This window comes from Ketobacter sp. MCCC 1A13808 (assembly GCF_009746715.1).
GTDB lineage: Bacteria > Pseudomonadota > Gammaproteobacteria > Pseudomonadales > Ketobacteraceae > Ketobacter.
The window spans coordinates 499,009-514,467 of sequence record NZ_VRKW01000002.1 but is presented as its reverse complement, the minus strand read 5'-3'; the positions used below and the strand labels follow the sequence as shown (position 1 = coordinate 514,467).

The following is a 15,459-nucleotide window of genomic DNA, read 5'->3' as shown; positions in this document are numbered from 1 at the left end:
TACCACGAAACCCCGGAAGTTGAAAAATCCTTTACGCCGATTAAAAAACTGGGTTTCGCTGTGCTAATTACGTATGCTTTTCCACAAAGTGTTTAACGCAGGTCTGGAATCGCGTGTTTATCTCGGGCCGCCATTAACGAAGTATTTGCTTTCTTTTCCGGCAAAAAGGAGCTGCAGTGGAGCCGTCGCAAGCAATCCAGACTCAAGCCGAGCCACATAACCGTCACCGCCATTACCGGTATTACGATTACCTGATGGCGGGCTTTGTCACCGTTCTGCTGTGTTCCAATCTGATTGGGCCGGCGAAAGTCAGTGAAATCGATTTCAGCTGGTTGCCGGTGGTCGGTGGCGTCTTTGTCTTTGGGGCGGGTAATATATTTTTTCCGATCAGTTATATTTTCGGGGACGTGTTAACCGAGGTCTATGGCTATGCCCGGGCCCGCAAAGTGATCTGGGCGGGATTTTTTGCCATCATCTTTGCCGCCCTCATGAGCGCGGTTATTATCGGCTTACCCGTGTCCGGTTCCGAGCCCTTTAATATCGCATTGCAGTCGTCACTGGAAACGGTGTTCGGCAATACCTGGCGGATTGTTGTTGGCTCTATTGTTGCCTTCTGGGTGGGTGATTTTGTTAACGCGTATGTCATGGCCAGGATGAAATTGCTGACCAACGGCAAGCATCTGTGGATGCGCACCATCGGTTCAACCCTGTGTGGACAGAGTATTGATAGTTTGATTTTTTATCCTATCGCTTTTTATGGCATTTGGGAGAACACAACGTTGTTGTATGTCATTCTGTTTAATGGTGTATGTAAAATTGCAATTGAAGTGATTATGACTCCGGTCACCTATCTGGTGGTGAATTGGTTAAAGAAAAAAGAGGGAGAGGACTTCTACGATACGGATACTGATTTTACGCCGTTTTCAGTGAGCGATTGAGGCTCGATCCGTACCGGATACCACGCCAAATCCGACCCCGCCCGGATCGGGTATGCTATAGTCGCACGCTTTCACAAATGGGTTGGCAAGGATGAATAAATGAAAGTCTGTATGTTGCTGGCGGGAGACGAAGAAGGGGGCTTGGAAAAGCACGTTATGGAGCTGGCCAATGCGCTATCCGAAAAAGTGGATTTGCATTTGGTGGCGCATGCCAAGTATCGGGACCGGGTGGTGCCTGCAGTACAATTCCATGCGATTGATTTGACCCGCAGCCGTCGCAACCCTTTTTTGTTGTTTGAGCTGGTCAGGACGCTGCGTCGGATCAAGCCCGATCTTGTGCATGCCCACGCGGTTAAGGCCACCGATTTACTTGCAAAAATACGCCATTGGGTGGCGGCCAGGACCGTGGCCACTTTACATAACCGTCGCCGTCGCCTGGGCGGTTATGGGCAGATGGACGGCGTCATCGCGATTAACCATGAAATCGCGCAATCCCTGAATCCGGCCACCCTAAAAATCATTCCCAACGGTATGGATTTGCCCTCTTATACACCGGTGCTGCGGCCAGCCTTGGTCGAAGAGTTCGGACTTGATCCGGAGCTGCCAATATTTTTGGCGATGGGGCGGCTGGTGGACGCCAAAGGTTTTGATGTCTTACTCGATGCCTGGCAGGGTATTGATGCCAGCCTGGTGATTCTGGGTGACGGGGAGCGGCAAGCCGCGTTGCAAACGAAGCTGGAGCAACAGCGGATGCAAGCGCGGGTGATCCTGGCGGGGCACCGCGAGCTGGCATTGCGCTACCTGCATGGAAGCGATTTTTTAGTGATCTCGTCCCGTAATGAAGGCGGGCCCTACACTCTGGTCGAGGCGTTATTGATTGGCGTTCCGGTGCTGTCCACGCGAGTGGGTATGTGCAGTGATTGGCTGCCATCGGCGTATTTATGTGAAACCAACGATGCGTCAGGGTTGCATGGCTTGGTTGAGCAGGCGCTTAACAATCCGCAACAAATGCATCAGGAATTTGAGCCGATTTTCCGGCGGGCCGAGGCTAGCTTGACGTTGCACGGAATGGCTCAGTCGGCGTTGGATTTTTATCGGCAAGTACTTGCTCGGCCGCAATGACCACAGACCAAAGCGCGAAGGGCAGGTAAAAAAGCAGCGCCCAGTGACGCTGCTTGTCGTTGTCTGTTTAAGCGTCTTTAGATACTCAATCACCGCGATTCGTTCTTCATCGGTCATGACCGCAGTAAACTCATGACCCTCATAACCATCGGTGCCTTTGGTTGGCGGGTAGCCGAAGAAATTGTCCGCCCCGATGCGGGTCATGCCTTCGGTGTTGGTTCAAACCCGTCGGCGGTCAGTACCGATGATCTCCATGGGCACGACGTAGCTCGCGATGCCTAGTCCGGAGTGTTCACGTTGCGGGGCGCGTGCGCTCCGGGGCAGGCGGTTAATTAGGAAAATGCTTACCAGGATTTGTATTTTAGAAATTTACCATTCATGGTCACTACCACGCGGTCTCCGTTGGGATTTTCTTCTTTCTCTACTTCCATATTAAAATCAATGGCGCTCATGATGCCGTCACCAAATTTTTCCTGGATAACCTCTTTCAGCGTGTCGCCGTACACGCCCATAATTTCATAGAAGCGATAGATCAAAGGGTCCGTAGGCACCGTTTGCTGCCAAACTTTAGTGGGGTATTTTTGCAATGCTGCACATACCTCGGGCCCCAGTTCCAACAAGGAGCAGAGTGCTTCGGCTTTGTCCTTCGGCATACTGTTCATGCCTAAACAGGCCGAAGTGGTCCACACGGTGGACATTTCAAGGGCATCGGCAATGGCTTGCCAGGTCATTTGCTTACTTTCTTTAGCGACAATGATGGTGTTGCTGAGGTTATTCATAGGGGGTCTCCGGTCGAATGAGAAAGGATGTGAGGGCAGGCGCTCGCGAACCGCGCCTACCTCTGATACGGTTGCACCAAAATGGCACATAAGCCCGTGAAAGAATGGCTTCTTTCGTTGATGCGGGGGGCCACGAAGTGAAGGCAGGGTTTGTGCCAACCCTGACCAGCGCCGGAGACGGCGGCTCTGGCATCACAAACTGGATTAGCCGTCGTATCATTGGCGTGATTTTAACCAAACGTAATACAAGCTCACCAATCTCTAATAGCTGCGAGCGAACAATCAGAGTAAAAAGTAAACACCAGATGCTCTTTTTGACGACGACGGGCATCGACAAGCAGTACAAGAATAAAACTAATGAATCTAGGTAACCAGCTTTATAAACGATTTGGAAATCCACTTGAATGGAACTCGGCGAGGAAAGCCAATGTACTGTTGTGGATTTATTTCCTGCAGCAGGGGATCTATTTTCTGTGGCTCTGGGGTGTGCCTGCCGTAGCTGAATTTCAAATGTATTTTGACCCACAACAGGTCGCTCATTATTTTCCTTATGTGGGCGGGTTGCTGGGGTTTTCGCTGGTGGTACTTGCTGCCTTGAAATTAGTACAGCTGCGTTGGCCGGATGGTTATCTTTACGAGCATTTTGCTGCCCAGTATTTTTCCCTGACCCATATTTTTTATGGCTATACCATCGGTCTGATGTCGTTGCCGGTGGGGGTCGTTATGGCGGGTGCACCGGTTGTTGGTTTTATTTTCTTTCACCGCTCGGCGGTGGCTTTGGCCTTTATCAATAGTATCGTGATTATTCTTGTGGTGAGTTACCTGTCCACCCAGGAGGTGTTCGGGTATGCGCCGATCGCTGCCAATTTATACCAGTCAAATGGCCAGCTTAGCATGTTCTGGCTGGCGGCCTATTGCAGTCTGGCAGCACCGCATTTATTTTTTATGTTTGGCTTGGCGGGATACGTGCTGCAACGTTGGCGGGTACGGGAAGAGGAAGTCAATCGGCTTAGTCGGACCGATGCGTTAACTGACCTAATGAATCGGCGTTGTATTCTGGATTATCTGGAACGGGTAAAGCGCCATAGCGAAAAAAATAAGTTACCATTGTCGGTTCTGATGGTGGATCTGGATTATTTCAAACAAATTAATGATCGTTGGGGGCATGACGTGGGCGACCAAGCATTGATTGCCGCTGCCAAAGCATTGAAAGAATCCATCAGGATCAATGATTTTGCCGGACGTTATGGCGGCGAGGAATTTTTGGTGCTGTTACCGGGCTTAAATGAAACGCAAGCCCATCCGCTTGCAGAACGGATCCGGATGGCAATTGGGGCAGTCCGGATTCAGTGCGACAATCAGGTGGAAGTTGCGCTGTCTGCCAGTATTGGTATGAGTGGCTATTCTCACAAATCAAAAACCACGACGAGTGAATTGATAAAACAGGCAGATAATGCGTTGTACCAGGCGAAGCATACCGGCCGCAACAGGTTGGTGGTTGCCGCGGGAGCAGAAAATTGAAAGGGTTATGTTAAGTCACCCGGACTGAGAGACGGGTGACTTTGACTTAGTGTATTGGGGCGAGTGTATCGGGGCTAAGTTATGTTGGTATCCATATCGCGGGTGTTAAAACGATTAAATCGTTTGATCGGTAATCCGCTCGAATGGACATCCAGTGCGAAAGCGATGTTATTAGGCGCACTTACCTGCCTGATGTATTTGCAGTACGCGCTGTGGGGTGAATTGTTATTGCGTTTTAACGAATCGGTCTATTGGCTGGATACGGAGCACGTCATAGCCCAGCTACCCTATTTCTACGCCCTTTCCCTGTGTTCTTTTTTTCTCACGATACTGCCGCCCATATTGAATAAAATGTTCGGTGATTCCTATTTATATGAGTATGGGGCAACCTTGTATTTTGGCCTCTCACTTAGCTATTTCAGTTTTCAGATCGGTACCTTATCGTTGCCGGTGGGGGCGGTGTTAGTGGGTGCTCCGGTAGTGGGATTTATCTTTTTTAACCGTAAAGCAGTGGTGTTGGCACTGCTGCTTTCCCTGGCAATACAGGTGATATTGTCATTGGGATCTGCATGCAACTTCTGGGGCTATGCTCCGATGTTTGATGCGAACACGGAATGGGGCAATGCACCGACTCCTTTCAAGGTGTTCCAGATGTACTTCTTTACTCTGCCGTACATGATCGTACTAATATCGATATCCTACCTGGTGCTGCGACGTTGGCGTGACCGGGAAGAAAAAGTACGACACCTTAGCGTAACTGACCCGTTAACCGGTTTGTTTAACCGGCGCAGTATTTTATTGCATCTGGAACAAGAGCAGTTTCGTAGCCGTAACAAGGGTCCGGTGATGTCGTTGCTGATGGTGGATTTGGATCATTTCAAGCTGATCAATGACGAAAAAGGGCATGAGGCAGGCGACTATGCGTTAATTGCAGCAGCGGATGCATTGCAGAAGTGTCTGCGACAGAATGACCGGGTGGGCCGTTACGGGGGAGAGGAATTTCTGATTATCCTGCCCGGCACGAATCTTGAAGGAGCAAAGTACATTGCGGAGCGGTGCCGACAGCAATTGGAAAAAACCAATGTGGTGTTATCCAACGGAGGACAAATAAAATTGACCGGTAGTTTTGGTTTGATCTGTAACGAAGGGAATGTTCACATGCAGGTCGATGAATTACTCAGGCGGGTCGACAAGGCATTGTACCTGGCCAAACATCAGGGCAGAAACCAGATCGTGAGTGTCGATCTGGTTTCCTGATTTATCAAATACGCCTTATTTGCTGACGTCGTAGGGATTGCCACCCAGAGCGTTGGAAATATCCGCGATGGCGTTTTGTGCTCGGACACTGTTGCCTGCCACATCCAGTGGCGGAGAGATAACAGCAATACCGAATTTGCCCGGTGACACCGCGATGAGGCCACCACCGACCCCACTTTTTGCAGGTAAACCGGTTTTATACAGCCATTTTCCGGCGTCGTCATAGAGTCCGGCTGTGGCCATCACGGCTAATACTTCCGGCACATTCTCCGCTTTAGTGACTTGTTTTCCAGTGACCGGGTTCTTGCCTGCGTTGGCCAATGTCGCCGCCATCATCGCCAGGTCTTTCGCATTCACACCCACCGAACACTGGCGGGTATAAATATCCGTTGCCCGCAGCGGATCGGTTTTGATATGACCATAGGCAGACATTAGCCAGGCAATGGCGCGGTTGCGTTGATTGGTTTCGGCTTCGGATTGATAGACGTCATCCAGAACCTTTAAATCACGGCCGGCAAATTCATTGTATTTTTTTTCAATCTTGCCCCAGATCTCATCGTAGGTTTTCCCATCGACCAGGCTGGTTGTGGTGATAGCACCAGCATTGACCAACGGATTCATTTCTGCACCCTGATATTGTTCAATGGCGACAATGGAATTGAACACCTGCCCGGTTGCGTCTACCCCCATATTATCAAAAATGGCCCGGGTTCCGGATTGATCCATTACCATGGCCAGGGTAAAAACTTTTGAAATGGACTGTATTGATACTTCGGATTTGATATCGCCGACCGTGTAGACTTTTCCGTCGGTGGTAATCAGCGCGATGCCGTAAATGGAAGAATCGACTTTCGCCAGTGCCGGTATATAGTCGGCATTTTTCCCTTCCTGCAAGCCCTTGTATTTATCAAAAGCGGTTTTTAACGCTTTGTTGATGTTGTCTTTGGTAAGCGGGTCGGCAGAAACATGAACGGTATTTAGCAGCAGCACTAAAGAAAAAGCCAGGGCGATACTCTGTTTGATTCTGATCATATTGCGGATTCCTGTTCGTCAATTTAGGTCCAGCGTTAACGTTGTTTCCGATAACGTATGGGCACTGATTTCGCCCTCGGTGAAAAACAGAGGGCGTAGACCGGGTCCTCGCGAATACAGCTTGGTTTGATCGTCGCTGTGTTCAGAGCTTGGATCAATGGATTGTGAGTAAGTCAGCAATCCTTTCGCTTGAGGCTCATTATTACTGAAATCGACTATCATGATCCAGCTTGATCCTTGGCTAACATGATATCCCTTCGCTTCTGCACTAATTTGGGACCCGGGCAGTGGCTCATAGTGGTGGCTTGGTATTCGTGCACTGCTATTTTTTCCGTTGAAATGAAATACATTAAACCCGCCATCAATATTGCTGCCACCTTCCCAGGGAAACCGAACGCCGGACGGTGTGCCATCCGTGTTGGTGAATTCAACAAACTGTATATCGCCCAGGGTGGCGTCCACTGCAACTCCGGCTTGCTGTAAAACCAGTACCGCTTTAGCTAATTGCTGTAAGACGGCATCGTTGGCTAAAAGCGTGTGCGGGGTTCGGGTTGGGTCGGTAGCATCAAAAGGCACCTGCCACTGCGGGTCTGCGATGAACTGTTGTGCAAACTCCCGGAACAGGTGTGCGCCCTGGCTGGATTTGAAGTAGTAGCCGTCCCAAGCGGCAAGGGTTTGGCAGGCGTGAGCAATATCTACCTCTGTCTGCGTGGTATTCTCATCTTCCACTATTTCAACTGCCACCGGGGTATCGCCTTGTGCGCTGCATAGACTCACTAAATCCTGCAGAATTTCTTCCGCCAAATACGAGCGCGCACTCCAAAGCGCGGCTTCCACTTCCTCGGCATTAAACAGACCGTCATCACCGGCGCTGTCACGTAACATCTGCTGTGACAGGCGTGACCGCAGGGATTGCTCTGCCCGGGTTTCACCATACAGGATGGAGTGGCTTTTCATGGGCCTATCGGGCTGGGTTAGCCAATAGCTGTCATTGGAATTTTGTACAACGCTCTGACTGCTGAGTTTGGGTGCCTGTCTGTAGGGAACGGCACCCTGAAAATCAAACAGGATTGAGTTTCCGGGCAAGATACTAAAGCCCAGGAGTTCACGGGCAGTGCGTAGCGCCGGGGTGTAACGCAAAACCAATTCTGCGATCAGATTCAGGTTTGGAACAGTGGAATCGTCAATATAAAAGCTGTGGCCAGCTTTATCGACGGCCAAAGTGTTGTTAAACAGGACCCCGTCGTATTGCTTGAATGCCTGTTTGAACGATTTCATATCGGAGGCCAGATTCATGGCCAGCCAGTGGTCGACGATATCCAGGTTGCCTTGATTGACATCCTTGATACTGTAAGCGACAAAGCCGCCATTGCCGTCATCGCCCCAGGGTAATGCCTGTGCCACGGAGATCATCGGTCCAAAGCGGCTGTAATACACTTTTTTGGTGAATGGCTGTGTGACGCCGGGGGCCACGGCTACCTCCAGTGTCAACGTTTTTTCTTCAATTTGGCGACGTTTACCATCGACGATATAGGTCATGCCGCTGGCATCATCTGGGGCCAAGTCAAGCTGGTACACGATGAAATGCTCTGCGGTGGAGAACGTGTGGGACCAGGCCAGGTCTTTATTAAAACCAATATTGACGATGCCGGGTGTGCCATGCAATGAACTGCCCATCACGTCCATGACGCCCGGTATAGTGGAATGGAATTGCCAGAAACGCAGTATGCCGGTGAAGGGGAAATGCGGGTTTCCCAGTAGTAAGCCTTTCCCGCTTTCGGTTTTGTTGCTGCCCAGGGCCCAGGCATTGGAGCCCAGCCCGCTGCCAAGGTGGCGGGGCACGGCAGCCAATTGTGCGGGCATGGTCAGGCCGTTTCTGAAAGGAACGGAAGCCTTGGCGGTGGCCGATAGCGCTGGTGAAGCAGGGGTCGGCGCGAAATCCTGCCCCGGGGGCGCTGCCAGGAACAGAGGGGCGGTGAACTGGCCGGAGCCGGGCATGAGCGCGGTGCCCAGTAGCGCCGTTAGCATGTCCAGGTCGGATATGGGCTGCACCCAGGGCTGGTTTGCGCAATGAGGGTCCAGATTGGCATGCCCGGTGTTGTCCAGATAGTGATTGAAGCCTTGGGAGTAGCCTGAGATCATCGCTTTCGTGTTATCGGATAGCGTGTGGTAATCCCGCTCCGCTTGTTCACGGATTCCCAATGCCAGATAACTGAAATCGGTAATCAGGTTCTTGCTGTCACCGGAACCGGCGATGTCATCGGGCCCATAATATTGTGAGCGGCGGCTGTTATACAGGGTGATAATATCCGCCAGCATACAGGCGTTATCCTCCGCGAATGCATAACCCACTCCGAACGAGAGGCTTTCCAGATTGTCTGCCCGGATATGGGGAACACCGAAATCGGTTCGCCGGATATTCGCTTCCAGTATCCGGTCGTTATCAAACGCCTGCAGAGTGGCAGTTGGCTCCTGTTCGGGGCAACCGCTCACCAGGGCACAGAAAATTGAAATCATCCCTATGCGTTGTAAGGCGTTTGCTGTCTGTAAATGTGAGCTCCGTCTCATTGTCGTTATTCCTCTTTTGATTGTTTGAGTTGTCAGGCTATTTTTTGGTGCTTTTTTGGGGTTCTTTATATCGTGATCCGGTATCGAGTTAAACAACCTAGCTCTATAAGTGAGAGAAAACAGGGATTTACCGGGCGTACAGTGGATTTCGTTTATGTCGCTTGCTAAAACAGGGAATTATGAGCAATACTGACAGTCTCACTGTTTTTGATGTCAGGAACTGAGTTTGATTTCCGCGATTAGAAAGTCTCTAAGCATTTCGTTTTTGCTGCTGCTGGTTTTGGCAGACGCACGTTTGCTGTCGCCGGAAAATCACCAGGATTTGACAGCGCTGAGCAATCAGCACCACTCCCTGGTTGCAACATTACCCCCGGCGTTATTCGTCGAGCTGGATGTTAAAGACCAAACCGGCGAAGACGCCCATCCCGCCGTCAACTCCGCTGCCCAACAGGGCGCCCAGTATCAGCCGCTGGCTTACAAAGTCGAAGCGCCTGCTGTTACATTTTTCAATCGTTATCAATTACAACCCCGCACTACCCAAGGCCCTCCGGTCGCTCATAGTTAATTCATTCTGAACTTACCCGCTTAATCGAATGTTCGCCGCACGCTGTGCGGGCGGTGATCTGATTTATAGTTTTAGGAGATAACAATGAGTAGCCATTATCAGGTTTTAGAAACCACTGTATTGAAAAGAAAAGCCACCCTGTGTCAAACCCTGGCACCCGCCGATCTTTCTGTTAATTCACCCGCCATCGAAGCGTTCGAGGATTTTTCCCTGATCAGCCCGTTGTTGGTGCCCGAAGACATCGACTATGTTCATCTCAGGGAATTGTTTTTGGGAACCCATCGCCACTTTTCTTTAGTGGAAGACAAAACCGGCAAGTTGACCGGCATATTGTTTCTGGAAGATGTAGTCGGACCGCGCTCAATGATTAAGGCGTATGAATGTCAGAATAGCCTGCGTGAACAAACCGCCAGAGAGTTGATGATACCGCTGGGCAGTTTGCCCGGTATATCATTGGCAAGGGCGCGCAAAGCCAGTGTCGGAGACATCATATCGACTTTGAAGCGGTTGTCCGTAACGTCGTTATTAGTTACAGACGATGACGGTGAAACTGTCTGCGGCATATTCAGCCTTAAAAACATTAATTCGCTGTTACCGTTACGCTTACCGTCTCCGCTGCACGCTGGATCGGTTGCTGAGATTGCGCAGGTGATCAACGGCCATTACCAGAGGGTGTAGCTGTTTTCTGAATAGAGCATAAAAAATGCCCGGGCCTGCTGGCTCCGGGCATTTTTAGTACCCCTGCGATGCTTATTGATAAAACTCTGGGGAATGTCGCATTGTTTCGTTTTGTTCTTTGTCATGCTGAATCCAGACCTGCGCCTGGTGTTCGGTAGCAAACGCTTCCATGATCTGCATGCTTTCCAGCGTTTGCTCCTTGCTAAAATTAAAGGAGGGGACGCGCTGGTGCTCGCGGTTGCTGGTGAAGTGGTACAGATCGCCGGACAATAGCACCGGACCGGTCTGATCCAGATTCAGATACAGCATCTGATGTCCGGGGGTGTGGCCCGGTGCTCTTTTTATTACCACTGTGCCATCGCCGAACACATCGTAATCGTCTTGCAGCACTTTGATGTTGTCGCGATTGAGCTCACTGTAGCTGTCGGGGTTAAACCCGAAACTTTTGGGGTCCGCCCCGAATGCGGCATCAAACTCTTCTTTTTGAATTAGCAATTCGGCGTTTTTAAACAGGTTTGCGTTGCCGGTGTGATCAGAATGAAAGTGAGAAATAGCCAAGTGTTTTATGGTGGCCGGATCCACTCCGATTTCGGCGAGTTGTTCGCTGAAGGGGTGCGAGACACTCATGTGAAATTTGCCGTCAAATACATCAATGCCTTTCTCGCCAATCTGATCCGGTAACCCGGTATCCCATATCAGATCGCCTTTGGCATGGCGGATTAGATAGCAACTGTCGGTAAGCTTTTTTTCTTCGCCCACACCAATCCCCGGAGAAAAAATAGAAACATCGTTAGTGACGATGTTTCCGCACTCGAACACAAAAAGTGTTAACGGTTGTACGGTCTCAACTTCTTCTGCTTGTTCGGTCAGGGTTGCGCAGGCGCTGAGGCCAAGCATGTTGGCGGCCAGTATGGTGTTGAGCCACAGTTTTTTATTCATCTTCAACTTCCTTTCATTTCGCTACGGAAAAACGAACTAGTAATGGGGAGGCTTTTCATCAATTATTTCTTCTGATGAGCTGGACATCAGGTCCTGAACTTTTCCCAGCAGCAGGTGCACGGTTTTTTCCAGCTTATCGATTTGCTGCTGCTGCCGGTAAATGACGTCATTCAGTTCCTGGATAGTATCATCCTGAAATGCAAGCCGGGTTTGTATATCTATGATTTTTTCGTCAGTCATAAAGCTTCTTCAATAAAAGTATCAATCAAATTCATTTCAGCATCGATTTAATAAACTGCTGCACGGCACGCCAGCGATTAATCAGCAGTGCAAGAAAAATAAGCGAGCAGCCCAGCAATTGTAGCCCGTTCATGGTTTCTGAAAACCAGAAAGCAGCAGCGACGGTCGTCCAGATCGGCTCAAGAATTAATATTACGGCGGCGTGGCTGGCGCTGGCCATGGACTGGGCAAAAGTCTGCACTAGAAAACGAGCCGCACTGGCGATGACCACACTGGCCAGAATCCAGCCCCAGGTTAGGTTGCTGATGCTGGGCGGCCAGTCTTCAAAGAAGAAGGATACCAGCAACGAAACTAGACCAACACTGGTGAGTTGTATGGCGGTGAGTGCGAAGGCGGGTATATTGGCCACCACTTTGCTGATCAGGTTGAATTGCACCGCAAAGATCAGTGCCGCAACGACAAATAACCATTGCCCCATCTCAAAATGAAAGCCGTCACCGGAAAGGGATTTGTTAAGGGACAGGCAAGCCAGCCCGATGATCGCGACCGGTAAGGCAATCCAGGTGCTGAAGCCTGGGCTTTCCTTGAAAAAGAGCGCTGCAAACACCGGCACCATCACAACGCCCAGGCTGGTTATAAACGCGCCTTCACCAATGTGGGTGCAGTGGAACAAGCCCAGTACCCAGATCATCAGGGCGACCGCGAATAGTCCCCCAATGGCGATAGCCTGACGCCACTGCGCTGCGGTCAGGGATCGTAGCAAGGGGAGGCAGAACAGGCTCAGCAGGAGGCCTGCCAACAGAAATCGGATGCCCAGGAACGATAGGGGGGCGATGCCCTGTAATGCTTCTTTGGAAAAGATCCACCCGGCTGCGGCCAGCAGGGTTACCAGGATCAGCAATAAATCAGAAATCAGTGTCTTATCGGTTTTCATAGTCTGGGTTTGCGTAGCGGCGGTGTCGGGCCGGGTAACGTTAGCATAACCGGCTGTGCTTTGTTGCTTGATTTGCAACCCGCCCTTGGCCTAAGCTCCGGAACATCGCAGTGCAGGCGGCCCTTAATGGACATCGATTTACTGAAAACCTTTTTGGAAGTGAACAAAACCCGGCATTTTGGCCGGGCCGCAGATAATCTGTATTTAACACCGGCCGCGGTAAGCGCAAGGGTTCGTCAGCTGGAACAGATTTTGGGGGCCGAGCTGTTTGTGCGCACCCGCAATAATATCCAGCTGACCCTGGAAGGTGAGCGCCTGGTGCCCCACGCGCAAACCATGTTGTTGTCGTGGTCGCGTGCCAAGCAGGACGTCATTTTTAAGACTGAACAGGATCAGCAAATCAACGTAGGCACCACGCACAGTCTCTGGCATTTCGGGCTACCGAACCAGTTCTCGCGATTGTTTCAGATGTCTTCCAGGGTGGCGATTCGTGCTGTTTCGCATCCGGCGGAAGTGCTATCCCGAATGCTCACGGAGCGGACGCTGGATCTGGCGTTTATGCTGGAGCCGCCCACGCTGCCGGATTTCAATTCTGATAAAGTTGGCCAGATTAAATTGGTGCTGGTAAGCACTGATAACAAGCTGAATGCCCGGTCAGCATTTGTTTCCGGCTATGTTTACGTCGACTGGGGGGTGTCGTTCGAGATGTTTCATGCCAAGCGCTTTGGCGACTTACCCAAGCCGGTACTGCATACCAATATGGGGGCTATTGCGCTGGATTATTTACTGCGTTCCGAGGGGGCGGCCTATTTGCCACACAGTGTATTAGACCAGCAACACCCGCGCTTGCTGCATACCATCGCAGGTGTGCCGACTTTTTCTCGCCCGCTGTACGCGGTTTACCGTTCAGCCAGCGATAGGTTGAAAATTATCCAGGATATTCTGTCGTTGCTGCAACCCTTGGTTCTTTGACGAATCGAACTGCGTTCAATCCAGCCAGAGTTCTTCCAGATCACCGATTTCTTCCCGCAGACGTTTCATTTCCATGCGGTCTTCCAGCTTTCTGCGTACTTCCAGCCGTTGTTTGCGGCTCAAATTATCATTGCTGCTGGTGGTCAGAGTGTCGTTATCATCTTCCGGTTCGTCGTCCCAATCGATATGGGATGCTGATTTGCTCATGCTTTACCTCGCCTTTGCATCGGACTATCAGACATGCGCATTAAAAGTCAGGCGGAAGCATTAGGGATAGCAAAAAATTTTTGATCTGATATCAAGAGTTTGTTGATGGAACCGAGTGCCGAGCGGAGCGTCAATAACCGGTCTGACTGTAAACGCAATCATCAATAAAGGCTTGCTTGTCTTCTTCATCGAGCCCGGATTCCGACGCCCACTGAGTACAGGACGCTTTGGCTTCGCGCACCATTTCGGCCTGATCCGGATCCAGGGTCGGCTCGATCTCGTCTCCATTGGCCTCATCCTGGAGTTCGCTGTTATCCAGATAAGTGTCCTGCGTGCCTCCTTCGTCGTAGATTTCTTCATAATCCTCACCGGAGAGCTCGTCAGCCTGCGCCGCCCTGGTGGCATAAAGACACAGTGAGAGTGCCAGCAGGCAGCAGCAAAAGACCCGATAGAAAGAATCTGAATCTACTTTGGTCGCCGTCGGAATGGTCATAATACGCTACGCTCAAGCTCAATTTATAGACAAAGTATAGGTTGAGTCGGGTGGTTACATATCAAAAACTAGTGTTCATCACGACTAAAAAATTTAACCGATCAACCTCTGTTCTGGACCGGTCGGTATAAGTGCGCCCACCACGCAAACGCCGCGACGCCTCGTGTTTGTATCCAGACTTTGCCTTTACCTTTAAAGCGGCATACAAAACCTTCGCCGGAAAAGAACAGGGATTTGTAGCCGCCGACTTTACTGATGCTGTATTCCAGCCCCTCGGTGAAAGCCACAATATTGCCGGTATCCACAACGTAGTCTTCTTCTACGTCGATTTCTATAAGCGCGCCGTAGGTATTGAACCAGAGGTCTCCGGTGCCCTGGGCGCGAATCAGAAACAGACTTTCGCCGGAAAAGAAGCCTTTGGTCAGTCCCTGCCATTTGGATTCAATCGCGACCCCCATTGTGGAGGCAACAAAGGCGGAGTTTTGCAGGTAGACAGTCTGGTCTGCCAGATAGAGGTGCATCATGTCACCGGGAGAACCTGGCGCGATGCCGATTTCTGCGGGACCACCGTCGGCAGTGAATTCGTTGATGAAGATGGATTCGCCGCTGAGGAATCGGCCGAACCCGCCCCGCAACTTGGTTTTCATCTTAATGTGGGTATCCATGGTGGCCATGGAGGAGGCCTCAACTTTGAGGGTTTCAAAGGCCGGGATGCGGATGGTCAGGAAGGCGTAATCCGGTCGCCCTTCGATTTGAAAATCCAGTCCGGGGCCATTGCGTTGGATAATATCGTTGGTGCCCACAGACGCGTTTTCTGGTGCAGAAACGGGTGGCGGTTCAGGTGCCGCTTCAAGTGCTGTTGTGTCTGTGGTGGCGGCTTCGGCGGGTCGTGCATATTTGCTGACACTGCTTGCCTGAACCGGATCAGAATCTGCAGGCGTCGTTGTCGAAGAGCCGGAATCCGGGTCTGCAGTGGTGGGCAGCGGAGGATCCAATGTCGCAACAGCGCCGATTTTCTCTAATGCCTGTAAAAATTTGACGGCAGTTTGCTGATTGACGTTTTTTTTGATCGCAATCGGGGCGCTGGCAAAAATGCTTTGCGCTTTCTGTTCGTCGATATGGGCCATTTTAGCAAAGGCAATGATCACCGCTTCGCGGTCGGCGTAGGGGCTGATGTCTCCGCTCAGCAGCACGTTGTAGGTGTCACTCATATT

The 15,459-nt window shown here is 50.9% G+C and carries 18 protein-coding genes; 9 read left to right on the top strand and 9 right to left on the bottom strand.

The genetic code is table 11. The annotated features are described in order from the left end of the window. The first annotated feature begins 176 nt into the window (after positions 1-176). The 3 genes from FT643_RS06195 (at position 177) to FT643_RS06185 (ending at position 2,342) form a co-directional block, all read left to right on the top strand. Positions 177-938: a queuosine precursor transporter gene (locus FT643_RS06195; RefSeq protein ID WP_198043355.1), complete on the top strand. Its 762-nt coding sequence runs from the start codon at positions 177-179 to the stop codon at positions 936-938. Between the two features lie 99 nt (positions 939-1,037). Further along, entirely contained in the window at positions 1,038-2,060 is a 1,023-nt protein-coding gene (locus tag FT643_RS06190; RefSeq protein ID WP_156870256.1) for a glycosyltransferase, read from the top strand. 132 nt (positions 2,061-2,192) lie between these two features. Further along, on the top strand, positions 2,193-2,342 hold the full coding sequence (locus FT643_RS06185) for a hypothetical protein (RefSeq protein ID WP_156870254.1): 150 nt from the start codon (positions 2,193-2,195) through the stop codon (positions 2,340-2,342). A 62-nt stretch (positions 2,343-2,404) separates the two neighbouring features. On the opposite strand, the gene cynS is transcribed toward FT643_RS06185, so the two are convergent. Then, positions 2,405-2,839 carry a cyanase gene (cynS, locus tag FT643_RS06180; RefSeq protein WP_156870252.1) on the bottom strand — a complete coding sequence of 145 codons (435 nt, stop codon included), beginning with the start codon at positions 2,837-2,839 and terminating at the stop codon, positions 2,405-2,407. Between the two features lie 104 nt (positions 2,840-2,943). Between cynS and FT643_RS06175 the strand changes: the two genes are divergently transcribed. The 3 genes from FT643_RS06175 to FT643_RS06165 all read left to right on the top strand — a co-directional run bounded on the left by FT643_RS06175 (position 2,944) and on the right by FT643_RS06165 (position 5,617). Next, positions 2,944-3,210, top strand: coding sequence for a hypothetical protein (locus tag FT643_RS06175; RefSeq protein ID WP_156870250.1), 267 nt, complete (start codon positions 2,944-2,946; stop codon positions 3,208-3,210). Beyond that, positions 3,197-4,360: a GGDEF domain-containing protein gene (locus FT643_RS06170; protein WP_156870248.1), complete on the top strand. Its 1,164-nt coding sequence runs from the start codon at positions 3,197-3,199 to the stop codon at positions 4,358-4,360. The genes FT643_RS06175 and FT643_RS06170 overlap by 14 nt, the downstream gene beginning before the upstream one ends. A gap of 81 nt (positions 4,361-4,441) precedes the next feature. Further along, positions 4,442-5,617 carry a GGDEF domain-containing protein gene (locus tag FT643_RS06165; protein WP_156870246.1) on the top strand — a complete coding sequence of 392 codons (1,176 nt, stop codon included), beginning with the start codon at positions 4,442-4,444 and terminating at the stop codon, positions 5,615-5,617. A 15-nt stretch (positions 5,618-5,632) separates the two neighbouring features. On the opposite strand, the gene glsA is transcribed toward FT643_RS06165, so the two are convergent. Both glsA and FT643_RS06155 read right to left on the bottom strand, forming a co-directional pair. After that, entirely contained in the window at positions 5,633-6,649 is a 1,017-nt protein-coding gene (gene glsA / locus FT643_RS06160) for a glutaminase A (protein WP_156870244.1), read from the bottom strand. Between the two features lie 18 nt (positions 6,650-6,667). Next, positions 6,668-9,217 (bottom strand): penicillin acylase family protein, encoded by a 2,550-nt coding sequence (locus tag FT643_RS06155; protein ID WP_156870242.1) that lies wholly within the window; start codon positions 9,215-9,217, stop codon positions 6,668-6,670. Positions 9,218-9,443: 226 nt separating this feature from the next. Here FT643_RS06155 and FT643_RS06150 point away from each other — a divergent pair, with 226 nt between their 5' ends. Both FT643_RS06150 and FT643_RS06145 read left to right on the top strand, forming a co-directional pair. After that, the gene (locus FT643_RS06150; RefSeq protein ID WP_156870240.1) at positions 9,444-9,782 is read left to right on the top strand and encodes a hypothetical protein; all 339 of its coding nucleotides are present in this window, start codon (positions 9,444-9,446) and stop codon (positions 9,780-9,782) included. 84 nt (positions 9,783-9,866) lie between these two features. Continuing rightward, positions 9,867-10,460 (top strand): CBS domain-containing protein, encoded by a 594-nt coding sequence (locus FT643_RS06145; protein WP_156870238.1) that lies wholly within the window; start codon positions 9,867-9,869, stop codon positions 10,458-10,460. Positions 10,461-10,532: 72 nt separating this feature from the next. On the opposite strand, the gene FT643_RS06140 is transcribed toward FT643_RS06145, so the two are convergent. From FT643_RS06140 to FT643_RS06130, 3 genes are read right to left on the bottom strand one after another with little or no spacing between them, the layout of a single operon-like run. After that, the gene (locus FT643_RS06140) at positions 10,533-11,399 is read right to left on the bottom strand and encodes an N-acyl homoserine lactonase family protein (protein WP_156870236.1); all 867 of its coding nucleotides are present in this window, start codon (positions 11,397-11,399) and stop codon (positions 10,533-10,535) included. A gap of 36 nt (positions 11,400-11,435) precedes the next feature. Next, a complete protein-coding gene (locus FT643_RS06135) occupies positions 11,436-11,639 on the bottom strand; it encodes a SlyX family protein (protein ID WP_156870234.1) in 204 nt (67 codons plus the stop codon). 31 nt (positions 11,640-11,670) lie between these two features. After that, the gene (locus FT643_RS06130; RefSeq protein WP_156870232.1) at positions 11,671-12,573 is read right to left on the bottom strand and encodes a DMT family transporter; all 903 of its coding nucleotides are present in this window, start codon (positions 12,571-12,573) and stop codon (positions 11,671-11,673) included. A 126-nt stretch (positions 12,574-12,699) separates the two neighbouring features. On the opposite strand from FT643_RS06130, the gene FT643_RS06125 reads away from it, so the two are divergent. Next, the gene (locus FT643_RS06125) at positions 12,700-13,545 is read left to right on the top strand and encodes a LysR family transcriptional regulator (protein WP_156870230.1); all 846 of its coding nucleotides are present in this window, start codon (positions 12,700-12,702) and stop codon (positions 13,543-13,545) included. A gap of 15 nt (positions 13,546-13,560) precedes the next feature. Here the strand turns inward: FT643_RS06125 and FT643_RS06120 are convergent, their stop codons facing one another. The 3 genes from FT643_RS06120 to FT643_RS06110 all read right to left on the bottom strand — a co-directional run bounded on the left by FT643_RS06120 (position 13,561) and on the right by FT643_RS06110 (position 15,456). Next, positions 13,561-13,752, bottom strand: a complete 192-nt coding sequence (locus FT643_RS06120) for a PA3496 family putative envelope integrity protein (protein ID WP_156870228.1) — start codon at positions 13,750-13,752, stop codon at positions 13,561-13,563. Between the two features lie 130 nt (positions 13,753-13,882). After that, the gene (locus tag FT643_RS06115) at positions 13,883-14,245 is read right to left on the bottom strand and encodes a hypothetical protein (RefSeq protein ID WP_156870226.1); all 363 of its coding nucleotides are present in this window, start codon (positions 14,243-14,245) and stop codon (positions 13,883-13,885) included. A gap of 101 nt (positions 14,246-14,346) precedes the next feature. Beyond that, complete coding sequence (locus FT643_RS06110) at positions 14,347-15,456, bottom strand: TIGR00266 family protein (RefSeq protein ID WP_156870224.1); 1,110 nt, start codon at positions 15,454-15,456, stop codon at positions 14,347-14,349. Positions 15,457-15,459 lie beyond the last annotated feature (3 nt).